This is a genomic window from Streptomyces sp. NPDC032091 (genome assembly GCF_055580265.1).
Genome location: NZ_JBVILR010000001.1, coordinates 17,187 through 36,374, shown reverse-complemented (window position 1 = coordinate 36,374; position 19,188 = coordinate 17,187). Strand labels below are relative to the sequence as shown.

The window sequence follows — 19,188 nt, the reverse complement described above, 5'->3', positions numbered from 1 at the left end:
CTATGGCGTGTCACCGCTCAGCGGCAACACAATCCGCCGGACCCGGCACGATGTGTCGGCAACCGAACACCACTCTGTCAAGGGCGTACGAGCTGTCGCTGTGAAGTTTCGCGGGTGCGCGAAAGGGTTAAAGGGTTACGTTCGAGGCGAGTTGCACGGCCTGCGCGGGGCCGCCCCAAACGCGTCCGGCCGGACCTTGCGGGCAAGGTCCGGCCGGAGACGTGAGATTGACGTCAGTCGTTGACGGTTCAGCCGAGAAGGGCGCTGAGCTCGACCGACTCGAGGTTGTGGGCCTCGGCGACGGGACCGTAAACGACCTTGCCGTCATGGGTGTTGAGGCCCAGGCCGAGCGCCGGGTCACGACGGAGCGCCTCGACCCAGCCGAGGTTCGCGAGCTGCACGATGTAGGGCAGCGTGGCGTTGGTCAGCGCGTAGGTGGAGGTGTTCGGCACCGCGCCCGGCATGTTGGCGACGCAGTAGAAGACCGAGTTGTGGACCTGGAAGGTCGGCTCGGCGTGGGTGGTCGGACGGGAGTCCTCGAAGCAGCCGCCCTGGTCGATGGCAATGTCGACAAGGACACTTCCGGGCTTCATCTTGGCGACGAGCTCGTTGGTGACCAGCTTCGGGGCCTTCGCACCCGGGATCAGTACGGCGCCGATGACGAGGTCGGCCTCGATGACGGCCTTCTCCAGCTCGTAGGCGTTGGAGACGATCGTCTTGATCTTCGTGCCGAAGATCTTGTCGGCCTCGCGGAGCTTGTTGATGTCCCGGTCGAGCAGGGTCACGTGGAAGCCCATGCCGATGGCGATCTGCGCGGCGTTCCAGCCGGAGACGCCGCCGCCGATGACCACGCACTCGCCGGCGTGGGTGCCGGGGACACCGCCCGGGAGGACGCCGCGGCCGCCGGCCGAGCGCATCAGGTGGTAGGCGCCGACCTGCGGGGCCAGGCGGCCCGCGACCTCGGACATCGGGGCGAGCAGCGGCAGCGCGCGGTTGGCGAGCTCGACCGTCTCGTACGCGATGGCGGTGGTGCCGGACTCCAGCAGGGCGTCCGTGCACTCGCGGGAGGCCGCCAGGTGCAGGTAGGTGAAGAGGGTCTGGTCCTTGCGGAGGCGGTGGTACTCCTCCGCGATCGGCTCCTTGACCTTCAGCAGCAGGTCAGCGGTCGCCCAGACCTCGTCGGCGGTACCGAGGATCTCGGCACCGGCGGCGACGTACTCGGCGTCCGTGATCGAGGAGCCCACACCGGCGTTCTGCTCGACGAAGACCTGGTGGCCGTTGCGGACCAGCTCATGCACACCGGCGGGCGTGATGGCGACCCGGAACTCGTTGTTCTTGACCTCGCGGGGGATGCCGACCTTCATCGTCGATCACGGTCCTTGACTCAGGGGATGTTACGGGGCACTTCCATACATACCCGCCCACAAGAACGCGCAACGGGATGCACCACAGGATGACGTGGTGAAGCCAGTCTAATGAAGGATGAGGCGCTGTCTAGCCTTGCAAACCAATAATTTCAGTCGGAGCTACTGCGGATTTCGCAGGCTGCGGGGTCGTCTCCCAGCAATCTGTCGGCTGCGGAGCGGTGCAGCCGGGCGGCCGCCGGGTCGCCGAGGCGGTCCAGCGTGTCGGCCAGCCGGACCTGGAGCGCCGCCTGCAGACGGAGGTCCCCGGCACGGCGCGAGAGCTCGATCGCCTCACGGCAGGTGTGCAGCGATTCCTCGGGCCGGCCGGCGTACTCCTGGACGCGTGCCATCTCGCTCAACGCCTTTGCCTGACCCGGGACATCGGCGAGCCGGCGGTAGCCCGCGGCGGCCGCGCGCCAGCTGCGCAGCGCGTCCCCGTAGCGGCCCGCGTAGGTGTGCACGTTGCCGAGGCGCCCGTACAGCCGGGCCTCGTCGGCGCGCTCGCCCCGGGCGAGGGCGTGGGCCAGGGCGCGGCCGAACCAGTCGGAGGCCCGTGGCCAGTCCCTCAGCTCCTGGTACGCGCCGCCTACGGATTCCATCGCGCGGCCGGTCGCGTACGGGTCCTTCGCGGCCTTTCCCGCGGCCAGCGCGGCCCGGTACCGCTCCAGGGCCTCGTGGGTGCGGCCGGTCGCGGCGTCCAGATCGGCCAGGTTCAGCAGGGCCGCGGCCTGCTCCCGGTGCAGGTGGCGGCGCTCGGCCACGCCCAGGACGAGCCGGTGCAGCCCGTACAGCTCGGGGGCGGCCGCCTCGGTGCCCCGGTGTGCGGCCAGGGCCCTGACCAGCGCCGAGACCAGCCGGCGGGCCAGGGTGTCCAGGTTCCCGTCCGCCACGGCCAGGGTGGCGGAGGCGGTCAGCGCGGGCATCCGGGTGTCCAGCCAGGTGGCGGCGGCCCGCCGGTCGGGGAACCGGAGGGCGCGCGGCAGCCCGTCCAGGGCCTCCCGGGCCTCGGCCGCCTCCTCCTCGGGCAGGTCGGCCATGGCACGGCAGGAGGTCAGCAGGCGCACGGTCCGCTCCAGCGTCCGGGCCCGGGCCAGCTGCACTTCGGCGGGCCGTTCCCTGGTCTCCAGCAGGGACCGCAGGAGGGGCGCGAGGCAGCCGGGGAGCAGGAAGAGCCCGTCCCGGTCGTGCCGGACCAGGCCCAGCCGGGCGAAGTCCTCCAGGGTGGACTGCGCGGCGGCGACGGAGCAGCCGGCGAGCGCGGAGGCGGTGTGCGAGTCGAGGATCCCGGCGGGGGCCAGCGGCAGCAGCCGCAGGGTGCGCTGGGCGGGCTGCGGCAGGGACTCGTAGACGATCCGAAACGCGCGGCCGAGCGGACCGGCGGTCCCGGGGGGCATCTCGTGCAGCTGCTTGGCCAGGTCGGCGACGGCGGCCTTGGGGTGGGCGGCGAGCCAGCCGCCGGCCAGGGCGAGCACGGCGGGCAGGGCCCCGCACTCCTCGGCGAGGTCCTCGGCGGCGCGCGGGTCGACGGCGATCCGGGTGTCCCCGATGATCCGGGCGAGCAGCGCGACGGCGGATCCGCCGTCCAGCCCGCCGAGGGTACAGGGGCGGACGTCGGGGATGCCCGTGAGCGGGCCCTCGGCGGTGACGACGACCAGGCACTCGGGGGTGTCGGGGAGCAGCGCGTCGACCTGGTGCGGGTCGGCGGCGTCGTCGAGGAGCAGGATCGCCCGCCGGTCCTTGAGCGTCTCGCGCAGGGCGGCGCTGAGGTCGTCCTCGCAGGCCCCGGGCGGGGTGCGCTCGCCGAGGCCCTCCAGGAGGGTGCGGACGGCCCGCTCCGTTTCGAGGGGCTCGCCCCCGGGAGCGCTGAGCCGGACCCGGACCAGCCCGTCCGGGTACTCGTCGGCGACCTCGCGCACGAAGGCCTCGGCGAGGGCGGTCCGGCCGGAACCGGGGCGTCCGGCGACGAGCAGCACCCGCGCGCGGGGCGCCTTGGCCTTGCGGCCCGAGAGGGTGTCGAGCCCGGTCCGCGCGATGTCCTCGCGCAGCTCCTTCAGCTCACGCCGCCGCCCGACGAAATCCGCCACGGATCCGCTCCTCTCCCTGCCTTCGGGTTGCTGAGCGTAGTTCACGCAGAGCGACGGGCCGTGTGGAGCGCGGCCTACAGATCGCCCGATCGGATCAGCGGATGGGCCTACTAATCCCCCCGGGGGCCGCCGGGCGCCGCTGCGCGCAGCTGCTCACCGCCCGCGCGGCGGCGCACCGCCGGACTACGCCTCGTACGGCCGGGCCGGCCAGGGGGACTCGGCGGGGCGGAGCGCGTCCAGGCCCCCCTCGGCGGCGAGGGCCGCCGTCAGGGCCAGGACCCCCGAGACCAGCGCCGGGTTGCCGAGCTCACCGGCCAGGACACCCCGTACGAGCGCGGACCGCTCCACCCACTCCACCCGCATGTCCGCCTCCTCCGAGGAGGCGTCCTCGTACCGCTCCCCCTCGACGTCGGCGACGTCCCGCGCCAGGAACACCCGCACCGCCTCGTCGGAGCCGCCGGGCGAGGAGAAGAAGTCCACGAGCACCCGCCAGTCCCCCGCCTTGACGTGCGCCTCCTCGTACAGCTCCCGCTGCGCCGCGTGCAGCGGGTTCTCCCCGGGGACGTCGAGCAGCCCGGCCGGCAGTTCCCACAGCCGGCGCCGCACCGGGTGGCGGTACTGGTTGATCACCAGCACCCGCCCCTCCCCGTCCAGGGCGAGCACGCACACCGAGCCCGGGTGCACCTGGAAGTCGCGCCGGGCCACGGACCCGTCCGGCATCCGCACCTCGTCGGAGTCCACCGCCGTCTTGGCGCCCTGGAACGGCCGCCTGGTCGACAGCGTCTCCCAGGATTCCGCGGTGTCCTTGATGCCGGTTCCGGTGCCGGTTGCGATGTCCATGCCGGTTGTCCTCCCACGACGTGCGACGGCCGGGGTACGGAAGATCCGTACCCCGGCCGTCTACGTTACCGAGCGTCAGCCCTGCTGCTGGCGCTCCACCGCGGCCTTGACCAGGCCCGCGAAGAGCGGGTGCGGCCGGGTCGGGCGGGAGCGGAGCTCCGGGTGGGCCTGGGTGGCCACCAGGTAGGGGTGCACCTCGCGCGGGTACTCGACGTACTCGACGAGCTTGTTGTCCGGGGAGGTGCCCGAGAAGACCAGGCCGGCCTTCTTCTCCAGCTCGCCGCGGTAGGCGTTGTTCACCTCGTAGCGGTGGCGGTGGCGCTCGTCCACGTACGCCTGGTCGCCGTAGACCTCGCGCACGATGGAGCCCTCGGCGAGCTTGGCCGGGTACATGCCCAGGCGCATCGTTCCGCCCAGGTCGCCCGCGCCCTCGACGAAGGCCAGCTGCTCCTCCATGGTCGAGATGACCGGGTGCGGGGTCGAGGGCTCGAACTCGGTGGAGTTCGCCTCCTCGATGCCCGCGAGGTTGCGCGCGGCCTCGATGACCACGCACTGCAGGCCCAGGCACAGGCCCAGCAGCGGGATCTTGTTCTCGCGGGCGTAGGTGATCGCGCCGACCTTGCCGTTCACACCGCGGTCGCCGAAGCCGCCGGGGACGCAGATCGCGTCCACGTCGGACAGCTGCGCGGCGGCGCCGGCCGGGGTCTTGCAGTCGTCGGAGGTGACCCACTTGATCTGGACGCGGGCCCGGTTGGCGAAGCCGCCGGCGCGCAGCGCCTCGGTCACCGACAGGTAGGCGTCCGGCAGGTCGATGTACTTGCCGACGAGCGCGACCTTGACCTCGTGGTCGGGGTTGTGGACGCGGTCCAGCAGGTCCTCCCACACCGTCCAGTCGACGTCGCGGAAGGGCAGGTCGAGCTTGCGCACGACGTACGCGTCCAGGCCCTCGGTGTGCAGCACCTTCGGGATGTCGTAGATCGACTTGGCGTCGATCGCCGCGACCACGGCCGCCTCGTCCACGTCGCACATCAGCGAGATCTTGCGCTTGATGGAGGTGGGGACGTCGCGGTCGGCGCGCAGCACGATCGCGTCGGGCTGGATGCCGATGTTGCGCAGCGCGGCGACGGAGTGCTGGGTCGGCTTGGTCTTCAGCTCGCCGGAGGGGCCGATGTAGGGCAGCAGCGAGATGTGCACGACGAAGACGTTGTCGCGGCCGACCTCGTGGCGGACCTGGCGGACGGTCTCCAGGAACGGCAGCGACTCGATGTCGCCGACCGTGCCGCCGACCTCGGTGATGACGACGTCGACGTCGTCGGTGGCCATGCGGCGGATGCGGTGCTTGATCTCGTTGGTGATGTGCGGGATGACCTGCACGGTGTCACCGAGGTACTCGCCGCGCCGCTCCTTGGCGATGACCTGCGAGTAGACCTGGCCGGTGGTGACGTTGGCCGAGCCGTCGAGGTCGACGTCGAGGAAGCGCTCGTAGTGGCCGATGTCCAGGTCGGTCTCGGCGCCGTCGTTGGTGACGAACACCTCGCCGTGCTGGAACGGGTTCATCGTGCCGGGGTCGACGTTGAGGTACGGGTCGAGCTTCTGCATCGTGACCCGCAGGCCGCGCGCCTTGAGCAGCGCACCCAGGCTGGAGGCCGTCAGGCCCTTGCCGAGGGACGAAGCGACACCCCCGGTGACGAAGATGTGCTTGGTCGTCATGGATTTGGGCGGCATCGCCAAGAGGGGGCTCCCGTGGTCGCGAGGTGAGGTGCGTCCGGCGACTTCTCCCGTTTCCGGGGGTGCCGAAGCTGCGGTTTCGGGGCTCCTGATTCGCACAGGCAGACCACCGGTCCACGGGGTACCAGCCTATCAGCGCCCGGGAGTGTCCGCCTCCGGGCGCGCTGCGCGGCGGCCCGGCCGCCGGCCGCGCGGGGCCGTCCTCCCTCGGCGTCCGTCCAGGTCACCCGTTCGGCCGAGTGACATTGTCCCCATACTTAAGGAGATCACTAGGGTGCGCTCATACCGTGCTCGGATACCGCTGCACATCGCCGCCGAGCAGTCCGGCGAACGGCGTAACAACGCCGGTTCCGGCAATGTAGGACTCGACGCGGGGATCCCTGCGCACAGGAGACCGCGCGACAGCGCAATGCAAGCGCCCTACGGGGCGGACGTGGCCGTTCGACTGGAGAGCAACGTGTCCGGGCGCATCGAGGATTACGCACTCATCGGGGACATGCAGACCGCGGCGCTGGTCTGCCGGGACGGAGCCGTGGACTGGCTGTGCCTGCCCCGCTTCGACTCCCATGCCGTCTTCGCGAGCCTTCTGGGCACCGATGAACACGGGTTCTGGCGGATCGGCCCGTCGTTCCCGCCGGGGACGGAGCCGCCGCGGGCGGCCCGCCGGCGCTACCGGGGCGACTCGCTGGTGCTGGAGTCGGAGTGGGACACCCCGCGCGGGACCGTCCGCGTCATCGACTTCATGCCGCCCCGCGAGGGGCACGCCCCGCAGCTGATCCGCATCGTCGAGGGCGTCAGCGGCCGCGTCCCGATGCGCTCGGCGCTGCGGATGCGCTTCAGCTACGGGCGGGTCGTGCCCTGGGTCCACAAGGTGGACGGGCGCACGGTGGCCGTCGCGGGCCCCGACTCCGTGTGGCTCGACGCCGACGCGGACACCTACGGCAAGAACCTGACGACCTACTCCGACTTCACCGTCGCCCCGGGCGACCGGGTGGCCTTCGCCATCAGCTGGCAGCCCTCCCACCTGGGGGCCCCGCAGGCCCCGGAGGCCGAGGCGGCGCTGGAGGCCACGGCCGAGTTCTGGCGCGAGTGGGTCGACCTGTGCACGTACCACGGGCCCTACCGGGAGGCGGTGATCCGCTCCCTGATCACCCTCAAGGCCCTCACGTACGCCCCCACGGGCGGCATCGTCGCCGCGCCGACCACCTCCCTGCCGGAGGAGATCGGCGGGGTCCGCAACTGGGACTACCGCTACACCTGGCTGCGCGACGCCGCCATCACCCTCTCCTCGCTCCTGCGCACCGGCTACCGCGGCGAGGCCGCCGCCTGGCGGGACTGGCTGCTGCGCGCGGTCGCCGGCGACCCGGAGAACCTCCAGATCATGTACGGGATCGCCGGGGAGCGGGAGCTCGGCGAGACGGAGCTCGACTGGCTGCCCGGCTACGAGAACTCGACCCCCGTCCGCGTCGGCAACGGCGCCGCCCACCAGCTCCAGCTCGACGTGTACGGGGAGGTCACCGAGGCCCTGCACCTGGGCCACATGACCGGCCTGGCCCGCAACGACTACGCCTCGGTGCTCCAGCTCAAACTGATCCGCTACCTGGAGACCCACTGGAACGAGCCGGACGAGGGCATCTGGGAGGTGCGCGGCCCGCGCCGGCACTTCGTGCACTCGAAGGTGATGGCGTGGGTGGCCGTGGACCGCACGATCAAGCTGATCGAGAGCGGGGACGCGGACGGCCCGCTGGAGCGCTGGCGCGAGCTGCGCGACCGGATCCACACGGACGTGTGCGAGAAGGGCTACGACCCGGAGCGCAACACCTTCACCCAGTCCTACGGCTCGCAGGAACTGGACGCCTCGCTGCTGCTGATCCCGCAGATGGGCTTCCTGCCCCCCGACGACAAGCGGGTCATCGGCACCATCGAGGCGATCCAGCGCGAGCTGTCGACCCCGGACGGGTTCATCCTGCGCTACCCGACGGCCGGCGAGGAGGCCGGCGTCGACGGCCTGGAGGGGGACGAGGGCGCCTTCCTGGCCTGCTCCTTCTGGATGGCCGACGACCTGGCGATGATCGGCCGGGTCGACGAGGCCCGCCGCCTCTTCGAGAAGCTGCTGTCGCTCCGCAACGACCTGGGGCTGCTGGCGGAGGAGTGGGACCCCAAGCTCCAGCGCCAGGTCGGGAACTTCCCGCAGGCCTTCAGCCACGTTCCGCTGATCGACACCGCGCTGCGGCTGACGGCGAGCGGCGCGTACGGGGGCTGACGGCACGGCGCGCGGCGCCCGGCACGCCCGCCTAACCTGGAGGGGTCCCATGCCCTTCTGGGGAAAGGGGGGGTAGCGATGGCACCCCTCTCGAAGGCGGCCACGGCGCTTGCCGCGCTCCGCGAGGACCTGGCCGGCGGGGTCTTCGCCCCCGACGACCCCGGGTACGACGAGGCCCGGACGGTCTTCAACGCGATGATCGACCGCAGGCCCGCGGTGATCGCCCAGTGCGAGAGCGCGGCGGACGTGGTCACGGCGGTGCGCTTCGCCCGGGACCTGGACCTGCCGGTGGCCGTGCGCGGCGGCGGGCACAGTGTGGCCGGGATGTCCCTGAACGACGGCGGTGTGGTCGTGGACCTGCGCCGGATGCACGAGGTCGCCGTCCATCCGGCGGCGAAGGCCGTACGGGTCGCGGGCGGGGCCACGATGAGCCACCTGGACCGGGCCTGCGAGCCGTACGCGCTGGCCACGACGGGCGGCCGGGCCTCCACCACCGGCGTCGGCGGCTTCGTCCTCGGCGGCGGCACGGGCTGGCTGGACCGGAAGTTCGGCCTGGCGGTGGACAACCTGCTGGGCGTGGAGCTGGTGACCTCCCAGGGCGAGCTGCTGAACGTCACGGCCGAGGACCACTCGGAGCTGTTCTGGGGGTTGCACGGCGGCGGCGGGAACTTCGGCATCGCCACCTCGCTGACGCTGCGGCTGCACGAGCTGCCGGAGCTGTCCATCGCGATGGTCTTCTACCTGCCGGAGCGCGGGCCCGAGGTGGTCCGCACGTACCGGGACGTCATCGAGTCCGGTCCCGACGAGGCCGGCGGCGGCGCCCTCTACCTGACCGGGCCGCCCGCCCCGTTCGTCCCGCCGCACCTGGTCGGCCTGCTGCTGGCCGGGGCGCTGGTGACGTACGCCGGGCCCGAGGAGGAGCTGCGCCGGCTGGCCGGCCCCCTGCTGGCGATCCCGCACGAGGCGGAGGTCGTCACGGCCATCCCGTACGCCGAGCTGCAGTGCATGCTCGACGATCCGCCGGGGCTGCGGAACCACTGGTCGGCGGAGTACCTGACCGGGGCACCGGACGCGTTCGTGGACGTGTTCTGCGCCCGGGCGGCCTCCATGCCGGTGCCGAGCGGCACCCAGCACGTGGTGTGGCCGCAGGGCGGGGCGATCGCCGCGGCGAAGGAGGACTACCCGGTGCCGTACCGGGACGCGCCGTGGGCGGTGCACCCGTTCGGGATGTGGGAGGACCCCGCCGACGACGAGCGGGTGGTCCAGTGGGTCAGGGACGTCCGCGCCGACGTCCGGCCGTGGTCCACCGGCGCGGTGTACCTGAACTTCACGGGGGACGAGGGCGCGGACCGGGTGGTGGCCGGCCTGGGCGCCGACAACATGCGGCGGCTGGCGCGGCTGAAGCGGGAGTACGACCCGGACAACGTCTTCCGCTTCAACCACAACATCCCGCCGGTGTGAGCCCCGCTCAGGTGAGGGCGGCGATCACCTCGCGGGCCGCGCGCTCGCCCTCGTTGGCGCCGCCCTCCATGAAGCCCTGGAAGTCGTAGCTGCAGTGCTCGCCGCCGATGTGGACGTTGCCCTGCGCGGTGCCCTCGTACTTGGCGTAGCGGTGCAGGTAGCCGGTGGGCCAGTACGAGTAGGCGCCCAGGGAGTAGGGGTTGCGGTGCCAGGCGGAGAGCTGGGCGCGGCCCGTCCAGACGGCCTTCGTGCCGGGGAAGAAGGCGTCGACGCCGGTCAGGACCCGGCCGGCCAGGTCGCGGACGTAGGGGTCGGACTCGGTGGCGAAGGGGCTGCCCGGGGTGAGGGCGCCGGCCAGGGAGCCGCCGCCGTACTGGAGCAGGATGCCGCCGGAGCCGGGCTGGACCTTGGTGGTGTCCCAGGTCTGCTGGACGGCGGAGTCGGTGAAGCAGTCGCCGGCGGAGACTCCGGGCCAGGGGCCGGTGCCGCGCCAGGGCCGGGCGGTGAACTGCATGTTGAGTTTGGTGCAGTAGCCCATCCGGGCGTCGCGCAGCAGGTTGCGCATCAGGGGGTCGAATCCCGCCTGCGAGGTGTCGAGGCGCTGGAGGATCGGCAGGGGGAGGCAGAGGACCGTGTGGTCGGCGGTGGCGGTGCGCACGGCGCCGGAGTCGTCGAAGGTGAGCGTCTGGGTGCCGTCGGCGTTGGCGCGTACGGCGACCAGTGAGCGGCCCATGACCAGCGTGCCCGGGTTCAGTGCGGCGGCGATGGCGTTCGGGAGCCGGTCGTTGCCGCCGATGACGTGGTAGCGCTCGTTGGACAGGCCCCAGACGTTGAAGTTGCCGGGGTTGGGCTGGTAGCCCATCAGCAGGACCAGGGCGAGGGCGGACTGGGTCTGGGTGTCGGCGCCGTACTCGACGTTGTAGGCGACGTCGATGAACCGCCCGAGGAGGGAGCCGTGTCCGCCGGGGACGCGGGTCTCGATCCACTCGTACAGGGTCATGTCGTCGAGGGCCGTGCCGGCGGGGGTCGAGGCGTTCCAGGAGACCTCGCCGGCGTCCTGGAGGTCGCGGTGCAGGGCCTGGTAGACGGCCTTGAAGTCCTCGTCGGCCCGGGTGCGGGGGTAGTAGGCGCCGTTGAACCAGAGGACTTCCTCGGCGCCGTTGGGTCCGCCGCCGAGGAAGTCCTCCAGGGGCAGGCCGAAGCGGCGGCACAGCTCATGCATCTTCTTGTGGCTGGTGTCGATGAGCTCGCCGCCGATCTCGGAGGTCTGCCCGTACGCCCAGTGGTCGCGCTGGGTCCACATGCGGCCGCCGACGCGGGCCGGGTTGGCCTCGTAGAGGGTGCAGGGGATGCCGGCGTCCTGGAGGGTGAGGGCGGCGGTGAGGCCGGAGATGCCGGCGCCGACGACGGCGACGCGGGCGGGACCGGCGGGTCTCTTCGCGGGGGCGGGGGCGGCGGTCTCCGCGGTGGCGGCGTGGGCGAGGGCGGAGGGGGCCAGGGCGGCGGTGAGGCCGAGGGCGGCGGCCCGGCCGAGGAGTTCGCGTCGGGTGGAGCCGCGTACCTCGGCGACGGGCAGGCCGAGCCGGCGGGCGGCGGCGTGGTCGGCCGCGAGGCGGCGCAGGGCGTGCATGAGCGGCGTACGGGCCATGGCGGTGGCTCCTCAGACGGTCGCGGCGGTCGGGGCGGGTGCGTCGGTGCGCTCGGCGGCGTCCTCCAGGACGATCCGGCCGATGACCTCGTAGCGTGCGGGGGCCTTGTACTTGAGCCAGACGCCCAGGCCGAGGCCGCCGAAGAAGACCGCGCCGACGATCCAGGGGATCAGCTCGAAGAAGAGGGAGTCGGCGGCGGCTCCGGCCGCGGTCTGCATGTTGAGCACCAGCAGGACCACGACGGCGGTCATCCCAATCCCGCCGAGCAGCGGGGCGGTGAAGGTCTTGAACCAGTGCCGGTCCTCGGGGTGGTTCTTGCGGAAGTAGCCGATGACCGCGAAGGAGCACAGGGTCTGCACGATCAGGATGGCCATCGTCCCGAGGATCGCGAGCAGGGTGTACAGGTGCAGGTACGGGTCCTGCCCGCCGAGCCAGAACCCGGCGACGAGGGCGGTGGCGATGACGGTCTGCACGACGGAGGAGACGTAGGGGGAACCGTGCCGGGCGTGGGTGCGGCCGAGGGCGGGGTGCAGGAAGCCCTCACGGCCGATGGCGTAGAGGTAGCGGGCGGCGCACTGGTGGAAGGCCATCCCGCAGGCGAAGGAGCCCGTGAGCAGCAGCCACTGGAAGGCGTCGACGGCCCAGGCCCCGATGAACCGGTGGGCGGGGGCGAAGAACAGGTCGAGGGGGCTGGCGGAGGCCGACAGCTCGACGGACTTCGCCAGGCCGTTGCCGGCGATGGTCATCCAGGAGACGTAGATGTAGAAGAGGCCGACGCCGACGACGGAGACGAGGGTGGCCCGGGGGATGACCCGCTTGGGGTCGCGGGACTCCTCCCCGTACATGGCGGTGGACTCGAAGCCGACCCAGGACCAGAAGGCGAAGAAGAGGCCGAGGCCGGCGGAGGTGCCGGTGAAGGCGTTCTTCGGGTTGACCGGCTCGACGGGGATCCCGTCGGGGCCGCCACCGGCCACCAGGACGGCGGTGGCCACCGCGAAGAGGACGGCGATCTCCGCGACGAGCATCACCCCGAGGGCCTTGGCGGTGAGGTTGATGTCGAAGTGGGCGAGGACGGCGGTGACGGCGAGCATGCCTGCCGCGTAGACGGTCCAGGGCAGGTCGACGCCGAGCTGGTCGTGGACGGTGGTCTTGGCGAAGTAGGAGAAGACGCCGACGATGGAGGCCTCGAAGACGACGTAGGCGAGGACGGCGAGCATGCCGGAGGCCATGCCGGCGATCCGGCCGAGGCCGTGCGAGATGTAGCCGTAGAAGGCGCCCGCGGCCGTGATCCGCTTGGCCATCGCGACGTAGCCGACGGAGAAGACGGTCAGGACGAGGGTGGCGAAGAGGTAGCCGGCGGGCGCGCCGGTGCCGTTGCCGAAGCCGACGGCGATGGGGAGGTTGCCGGTCATCGCGGTGATCGGCGCGGCGGTCGCGACGGCCATGAACACCACGCCGACCAGGCCGACGGAGTTGGCCTTGAGGCGCTGGACGGGAGGCGCGCCGCTCGCCGCTCCCGGGGAGGTGCGGTCGGTGGGCGCGGGGGTGGCTCCGGCTCTGCTCATGGGTCGTCCTCGTTCCTGTCGGGAGGCCGTTCGCGAGGCCGCCACTCTCCACCCGGGTGACCTACGCCACAATCGGCACGCGGTCCGATAATCACCGTGCGGGAACGACGAGTTGTCGGCCCGACCGGGGGACATGAGGGGTGCAGGGGGGACATGCCGGGCTCCGTGACCACCCGGTGATGTCCTCGCGGCGGGGCGGCCGGTAGCGTCCCGCGATATGGACAACCAGGGCGGGATCACCGTTCAGCGGGCACTGGAACTGCCGGGACTGCGCAGCGGACTGCCGGAGGTGGTGGCCTGCGCCGACCGTCTCGGGCGGACCGTCCGCTGGGTGCACGCGGGTGAGGTCCCGAACATCGCGTCGCTCCTCAAGGGCGGCGAACTGCTGCTGACCACCGGGCTGGGGCTGGGCACCCGCCCCGCCGAGCAGCGCGCCTTCGTACGCCGCCTCGCGGACCGGGGCATCGCCGCGCTGGTCGTGGAACTCGGCCCGCGCTTCACCCGGCTCCCGGCGACGCTGGTGGAGACCGCCCGGACGGCCGGGCTGCCGCTGGTCCAGCTGCACCGGGAAGTCCCCTTCGTCACCGTGACGGAGGAGATCCACACCGAGATCGTCAACCACCACTACGCGCTCCTCCAGCGGGCCGAGGAGGTCCACCGGCGGTGCACGGAGGCCCTGTTGGGCGGCGGCGGGATCCCGCAGGTGCTGCGCATCCTGGCCGACTTCACCGCCAACCCCGTCTTCCTGGAGACCCCGGACGGCCAACTGCTGTACGCCGCCGGCCCGGTGGCCGGGGAGGCGGCCGCGGACCCGCTCCAGGTGTGGGAGGGGCTGCGCGGCCAGCGGGCGGCCGAGCCCCCGGCGAACGCGGTGGTCGTCGACGTGCCGGGCGGCGGACACGGTACGGGCTCGGTACGGGCGCGGGTCGTGCTGGTCGGGGTCGCGGCGCCGCTGCTGCCGGTCCACCGGATGGCGGCCGAGCGGACGGCGGGGGTACTGGCCGTGGTGCTGATGCAGGCCCGGCAGGAGGAGGAGCTGGCCGCGCGCGGCCGGGGCGACTTCCTGACGGACCTGGCGGAGGGGCGGATCTCGGCGGAGGACGCCCCGGCGCAGGCCCGGGTGCTGGGCTTCCGGCCCGGGGCCGGGCCGCTGCTGCCCCTGGTCATGCGGCTGTCCTCGGAGCTGGTCCCGTCCGGGAACTGGTCGGTGCTGGCCCGGGCGGTGCAGGAGGAGCTGTCCTCGGTCGGGGTCCCGGTGCTGCTGGGCGTCCGCCCGGTGGAGGGACGGGTGCCGCTGCTGGTGTCGCTGCGGGCGGAGTCGGAGCGGTCGGGGGTCGCCGACCGGGTCGCGGCCGCACTGCGGACCGGGGTGGAGCGGGCCGGCCTCGACCGGGCGGGGGCGCCGCCGGTGGTGGTGGTCGGCGTCTCGGGCAGCTGGTCGGCAGCCTCGGCGGGCCTGCGCCACGCCGCGGAGACGGCCACCGCCGCCCACGGCCTGCCGGCCCGGCCCTGGTACGACGCCCGCCGGCTGGACATCGACCTGCTGCTGTGGCGGCTGCGCGAACACCCCGACCTGGCGGCGTTCGTGGACCGGGCGATCGGCGCGCTGCGCACCCACGACGCCACGTCCCGGCCGCCGCTGCTGCCGACGCTGGAGACCTACCTGGCCCACGCGGGCCGCAAGGCGGAGACCGCCCGGGAACTCCACCTCAACCGCCAGACCCTGTACAACCGCCTGGCCCGCATCGCGGAACTCCTGGGGACCGACCTGGACGACCCGGAGACGGTCCTGTCCCTGAGCCTGGCCCTCCGCGCCCGGAGACACACCACGCCGTCGTGAGGGGTTCTGTCGCTGTTGCCGAACGCGGGTGGTGGCCCGGGCCCGCTATCTCCCCCTCAAGGAGTTGGGATCGAGCGGTGTTTGCCCACCCGCCTCCCCGTCTGCGGGGCGGTGGGTTGTGAGCCAGTGCCCGCCAGGGCAGCAGTGAGCAGCCTGGCGGGACCCCTGGTGACCGGGTCCTGGCGGGACGGTCTCGGAGATGGGGTGGGGGTTTCCCGTCAGTCTCATCGTCCTTCCGCGTCGTGACGACCTGTCAAGGGCGCTCCTTCGTCGCGTCGCTTCGCGATCGCCTACGGCGACTCTTGACAGCCCGCCCCGCCACGAAAAGCCGAAGACTGCCGGGAAACCCCCAAAAGGACGGCACGGTCATGGTCGGAGGAGCGGCGGGCTCAGCGATGAGCCGGGCGGTCGGGGCCCGGCAGACCGGGCATCCGGCCCCCTCAAGATCCTGATCCCGAGCCGGGGGCGCGCCTACCCGTACGAAACAGCGAAGAGATCGTCCTCCGGAGCACTCCAAGCGCCCCAGATCGCTACGCGCTGCCCTTTTCTCGGCGGCCGCCGCCCGTCTTGGGCCGCTGCCTGCACCGAACGACGACGAGATCGTCCGGCGGGGCCGCCGTTCGCGGCAGATCGCTACGCGCTCCACTCGTCTCGGCGTCCGGCGGCTGTCTGGGGCTGGTACCCGTACCAAACGACGAACAGACCCCCCTGCGGAGCACCCAGCCATACGTCACAGTGGTCCGTCAGATCACGGGGGGCCGGCCGAGGCGGGTCATGCGCCACACCGTTCGCCACCGCATGGGCCGCCTGGGCGGGCAGGGGGTCCTCACCCCTTCGAAGAAGCCGGACCACCAGGCGGTCAGGCCGGGCAGCGGCGGTCGCTGGGCGAGCGTGTAGGCGGCCCAGGTCGTGAGGTAGACGGGGACCAGAACGGCGGGCAGGTGCCGCTTGGCCAGCCAGACGCGGTTCCGGCCCGTGTTGCGGTAGTAGACCGCGTGCCGGGATGCCTCGGTGCGCGGGTGCTGCAGGACCATGTCTGCCCGGTAGTCGATGTCCCAGTCGGCGTCCAGCGCACGCCAGGCGAAGTCCGTTTCCTCATGGGCGTAGAAGAACTCGGCGGGGAAGTCCCCGACTTCGTCGATCACGCGCATGCGAATGGCGTGGCCGCCTCCTAGGAATGTCGTCACCGGCCCGGAGAGCAGGGGGTTCTTGCCGCCCAAGCGGGGGACGTGGCGGCGCTGGCTCGCCCCGGTCTCGTCCGCGATCCTGAAGCCCGCGACGCCGAGGCGGGGGTTGTCGGTGAAGGCTTCCCGGACCAGGCGGAAGGTGTCCTTGTGGGGCAACAGGCCGTCGTCGTCCAGGACCACGGCGACGTCCACGCCGCCGTTGTCGCGCAGCCACTGGATGCCGGCGTTGCGGCCGCCCGGGATCCCCAGGTTTTCCGGCAGCTCCACACCGGCCACGCCGTCCGGCAGCGGGGGTAGTGCTACGCCCTGGGCCAGGACCACGACCGCGGGCGGGGTGCCTTCCTGGGCTGCCACCGAGGCGAGCAGGGCCTCCAGCTCGGCAATCCGGTCGCCCATGGTCAGCACCACGACCCCCAGCGCCATCTCCCTGTCGCCCGTTCCCTTCACGCCTCACCTCTCAGCAGTTCAGCGGTGCGCTGCTCCAGGGCCGCCGCCCCGGCCACGCCGCGCTTGCGGTATCCGGTCGCCACTGACTTGATCGTCTTGACGGCCTGCCTGTTGCGGTCCGAGACCACGCCACCCATGAAGTCCAGTGATCGGGCCCACAGGCCCACGGCTTCCTCGTGGCGGCGCTGGGCCGCCACCGCAGTCCCCAAAGTGGCCATGGTCAGCCCGTGTTTGAGCTGGTAGGTGCCGGGGGCGCGGGCCGCCAGGGCACGGCGGTAATGCCGTTCGGCCGCCGAGTGGTCCTGCAACGCGGTCAAGGTCTTGCCCATGTGCGAGGCGACGGTGGCCGCGACGGGACCTGAGGCGGCGGCGTAGGACGGCACCGGATCGCTTTCGTCCGTCACCGCGTCCTCGGCCGCCAAGAGCGCGCGGGCGGCCTTGCCGCCTTGCCCGCTCGCCCCGTACGCCCTGGCGGCCGTCACCAACAGCAGGGCCTCGGTCTGCCGGTCCACCTTCCCGGCCGCTCTGCCCAGCGCCGCCTCCGCGAGCTCGGGGCACGACGCCGGATGACCCAGGTCAAGGGCTTGGTGTGTCAGCGCCCGCATCATCCACGCGGCGTGTCCGTTGGGATCCGCCTCGCAGGCAAGTTGGTAGCCCAGCTGGTAGTACCGCTGGGCGGCGCCCTCACGCCCGAGATCGTGGTGCTTCCAGCCGACCAGACAAGCGAGCTGGGCGGCCGCTCCGAACGCCTCGGCGCGGACCGTGCTGGAGGGGAACCGGGCGGTCAGCATAGGTGCGACGGTGTCGGTCAGGTAGGCGGTGACGGTCGTCAGGCCGTGGCCGCCGCCCATCCGTTCGTCCACGCTGCGGAACATCTCGGTCAGTTGCCGAACTGTCGCCACCTCCCCGGGGCCGACGGTGCCGCTCCCCTCGGCGGCGCAGAAGGTCTCGGCGACTGCTTCGTGGTCGTAGACCAGGGGCAGGCCAACAGCGGCGGCAGTGAACGCGGCGCCGAGGATGTCACGACGACGTTGCATGACGGATCTCCCGAGATCGGCGATGGCGGCCAGCGGATCGGCTTCCAAGGCCCCACCGACGGAAACGGAGCCTAGACCGATCTCGGCCACAGTCACCTTCCGTTTCGTCCGTCTGGTCAGGGCTTCGGCGATGTAGAGCGGTGTCTGCCCCGATGGTGTACCGCCGGAGACCCAGTAGGCGACGGCTGACGGGCCGGTACTCAGCCGTTGGCCGGCCTCGGCCGCGACGGAGCGAATCTCCCTGGCCAGCGCGTAGTACGTGGTTCCCGCTTCGGCGATGACGCCCGCCAACGCGCTGTTCGGCGTCCGGTCACCTGCCAACTTCGCCCCCTCGCGAACGATCTTGAACAGGTTGAACGGGTTCCTACCCGTCACACCCTACTCACCTTCCGTGCAGGAGAGTTCACTGTTTGCAACGCCGCCGGGGCTGCAACACCACTCCTTCCCATGGCGCCCACCCCTCCCCCTTGTGCTGCCGACTTCAAGGAGACTGCCGTGCCGCTGACCGATGCCGACCTGTCCGCCGCCCTTGCCGGCTCGACCGTGGTGGTCACCGGAGGCGGGGGCCTTGTCGGCTCCCGCATCACCGCCCGCCTTCGCGCGGCCGGGGCCCGCGTGCTCGCGGTGGGCAAGCTCGACGCCTACCCCGCTACGGTCTACGCCGACCTGTTCGGCGTGCACACCGCCGACCGGGACACCATCGTGGGCGACATCGCCGACGAGACTCTGATGGACCACGTCGTCGGGGAAGCCGACTACGTGTTGCACGCCGCCGCCGTCGCCGACGTGGCCGCCTGCACCCGCAACCCGATGGCCGCCATCCAGACCAACGTCGCCGGGACACAAGTCCTGTTGGACGCGGTCCGCCGCTGCGGCGCCCACGTCCGCCGGTTCGTGTTCGTGTCCTCGGCAGCCGTCTACGGCAACGGCGACCCCAAGTGCCACGACGTACAGACGTGGAGCGAAGGCGTTCCCCTGGCCCCACTGTCGGTGTACGCGAACACCAAAGCGTGGGGCGAGGCACAGACTGCGCTCGTGCTGGGCAAGACCGACGTCTCTCACACGTCAGTCCGCTACTTCTCGGTCTACGGCGAGCCCCAGACCGTCAAGGAGGGCTCGCACTCGTGGGTGGTGGCCTGGATGGCGATGCGCGCGAAGCTCGGCCTCCCCCTGCTGCTGAACGGAGGCGGACGGCAGGTCCGCGACTTCGTCCATGTCGAAGACATCGCCGAGGCCACGATTCGCGCGATGCTCGCCCCGGGGGCCGACCGGCAGGTACTCAACATTGGCACCGGCCGGGCCACGTCCATCCGTGACCTGGCCCAGCTCATCCGCCGCCACTACCCGGACGCCGAGTTCCAGGACCAGCCGCTTCCCGAGGGCGACCCGCTGGGCGGGACCGCCGACACCGCCCGCATGACCGCCGCCCTGGAGTGGGAGCCCGCCATCACGGTGGCCGAGGGCGTCGCCCGCTACGTGGCCTGGCTCGACCACACCCCGAGCGCGCTGCCCGACTTCCTGCGCCGCGAGGCCGCCGAAGCGGCCTGAGAGGAGAAGTCAGGTGCCCGCTTCCACTCCGTATCGGTGACTACGTCAGCAGGCCCGCCGCGCGCCGGCCAGTTCCGGAACCCTGCCCGGCCTCGGTCGCGACCAGGGGTCGCTCACGCAGCTCGGCCCTGGC

12 protein-coding genes are annotated in these 19,188 nt (G+C 72.1%); 4 read left to right on the top strand and 8 right to left on the bottom strand.

Translation table 11 applies throughout. The features are described 5' to 3' along the window. Positions 1-248 precede the first annotated feature (248 nt). The 4 genes from ald to ACZ5NJ_RS00125 form a co-directional block, all read right to left on the bottom strand. Positions 249-1,364, bottom strand: coding sequence for an alanine dehydrogenase (ald, locus tag ACZ5NJ_RS00140; protein ID WP_468760993.1), 1,116 nt, complete (start codon positions 1,362-1,364; stop codon positions 249-251). A gap of 152 nt (positions 1,365-1,516) precedes the next feature. After that, positions 1,517-3,535 carry a tetratricopeptide repeat protein gene (locus tag ACZ5NJ_RS00135; RefSeq protein WP_468760991.1) on the bottom strand — a complete coding sequence of 673 codons (2,019 nt, stop codon included), beginning with the start codon at positions 3,533-3,535 and terminating at the stop codon, positions 1,517-1,519. A 138-nt stretch (positions 3,536-3,673) separates the two neighbouring features. Continuing rightward, positions 3,674-4,330, bottom strand: a complete 657-nt coding sequence (locus ACZ5NJ_RS00130; RefSeq protein WP_468760989.1) for an NUDIX domain-containing protein — start codon at positions 4,328-4,330, stop codon at positions 3,674-3,676. A gap of 75 nt (positions 4,331-4,405) precedes the next feature. Next, positions 4,406-6,040 carry a CTP synthase gene (locus ACZ5NJ_RS00125; RefSeq protein WP_358895100.1) on the bottom strand — a complete coding sequence of 545 codons (1,635 nt, stop codon included), beginning with the start codon at positions 6,038-6,040 and terminating at the stop codon, positions 4,406-4,408. A gap of 451 nt (positions 6,041-6,491) precedes the next feature. Here ACZ5NJ_RS00125 and ACZ5NJ_RS00120 point away from each other — a divergent pair, with 451 nt between their 5' ends. Together ACZ5NJ_RS00120 and ACZ5NJ_RS00115 are read left to right on the top strand one after the other, a co-directional pair. Next, positions 6,492-8,321: a glycoside hydrolase family 15 protein gene (locus ACZ5NJ_RS00120; protein ID WP_468760986.1), complete on the top strand. Its 1,830-nt coding sequence runs from the start codon at positions 6,492-6,494 to the stop codon at positions 8,319-8,321. Positions 8,322-8,399: 78 nt separating this feature from the next. Then, on the top strand, positions 8,400-9,782 hold the full coding sequence (locus ACZ5NJ_RS00115) for an FAD-binding oxidoreductase (protein WP_468760984.1): 1,383 nt from the start codon (positions 8,400-8,402) through the stop codon (positions 9,780-9,782). Positions 9,783-9,789: 7 nt separating this feature from the next. Here ACZ5NJ_RS00115 and ACZ5NJ_RS00110 read toward each other — a convergent pair whose 3' ends face one another. Then, entirely contained in the window at positions 9,790-11,430 is a 1,641-nt protein-coding gene (locus ACZ5NJ_RS00110) for a flavin monoamine oxidase family protein (RefSeq protein ID WP_468760982.1), read from the bottom strand. Between the two features lie 12 nt (positions 11,431-11,442). Next, complete coding sequence (locus ACZ5NJ_RS00105) at positions 11,443-12,996, bottom strand: APC family permease (RefSeq protein WP_468760980.1); 1,554 nt, start codon at positions 12,994-12,996, stop codon at positions 11,443-11,445. 217 nt (positions 12,997-13,213) lie between these two features. On the opposite strand from ACZ5NJ_RS00105, the gene ACZ5NJ_RS00100 reads away from it, so the two are divergent. Then, positions 13,214-14,836 carry a PucR family transcriptional regulator gene (locus tag ACZ5NJ_RS00100; protein WP_468760978.1) on the top strand — a complete coding sequence of 541 codons (1,623 nt, stop codon included), beginning with the start codon at positions 13,214-13,216 and terminating at the stop codon, positions 14,834-14,836. Positions 14,837-15,579: 743 nt separating this feature from the next. Here the strand turns inward: ACZ5NJ_RS00100 and ACZ5NJ_RS00095 are convergent. Together ACZ5NJ_RS00095 and ACZ5NJ_RS00090 are read right to left on the bottom strand one after the other, a co-directional pair. Next, positions 15,580-16,446, bottom strand: a complete 867-nt coding sequence (locus ACZ5NJ_RS00095) for a glycosyltransferase family 2 protein (RefSeq protein ID WP_468761964.1) — start codon at positions 16,444-16,446, stop codon at positions 15,580-15,582. A 20-nt stretch (positions 16,447-16,466) separates the two neighbouring features. Beyond that, positions 16,467-17,828, bottom strand: a complete 1,362-nt coding sequence (locus tag ACZ5NJ_RS00090; protein WP_468761962.1) for a tetratricopeptide repeat protein — start codon at positions 17,826-17,828, stop codon at positions 16,467-16,469. Between the two features lie 174 nt (positions 17,829-18,002). On the opposite strand from ACZ5NJ_RS00090, the gene ACZ5NJ_RS00085 reads away from it, so the two are divergent. Next, entirely contained in the window at positions 18,003-19,055 is a 1,053-nt protein-coding gene (locus tag ACZ5NJ_RS00085) for an NAD-dependent epimerase/dehydratase family protein (RefSeq protein ID WP_468760976.1), read from the top strand. The last annotated feature ends 133 nt before the right edge of the window (positions 19,056-19,188 follow it).

What these genes read in the sequence shown, in the direction of transcription:
- ald (WP_468760993.1), bottom strand. Translation starts at nt 1,364, where the DNA reads ATGAAGGTCGGCATCCCCCGCGAGGTCAAGAACAACGAGTTCCGGGTC.
- ACZ5NJ_RS00130 (WP_468760989.1), bottom strand. Translation starts at nt 4,330, where the DNA reads ATGGACATCGCAACCGGCACCGGAACCGGCATCAAGGACACCGCGGAA.
- ACZ5NJ_RS00125 (WP_358895100.1), bottom strand. Translation starts at nt 6,040, where the DNA reads ATGACGACCAAGCACATCTTCGTCACCGGGGGTGTCGCTTCGTCCCTC.
- ACZ5NJ_RS00115 (WP_468760984.1), top strand. Translation starts at nt 8,400, where the DNA reads ATGGCACCCCTCTCGAAGGCGGCCACGGCGCTTGCCGCGCTCCGCGAG.
- ACZ5NJ_RS00110 (WP_468760982.1), bottom strand. Translation starts at nt 11,430, where the DNA reads ATGGCCCGTACGCCGCTCATGCACGCCCTGCGCCGCCTCGCGGCCGAC.
- ACZ5NJ_RS00105 (WP_468760980.1), bottom strand. Translation starts at nt 12,996, where the DNA reads ATGAGCAGAGCCGGAGCCACCCCCGCGCCCACCGACCGCACCTCCCCG.
- ACZ5NJ_RS00100 (WP_468760978.1), top strand. Translation starts at nt 13,214, where the DNA reads ATGGACAACCAGGGCGGGATCACCGTTCAGCGGGCACTGGAACTGCCG.
- ACZ5NJ_RS00095 (WP_468761964.1), bottom strand. Translation starts at nt 16,446, where the DNA reads ATGGCGCTGGGGGTCGTGGTGCTGACCATGGGCGACCGGATTGCCGAG.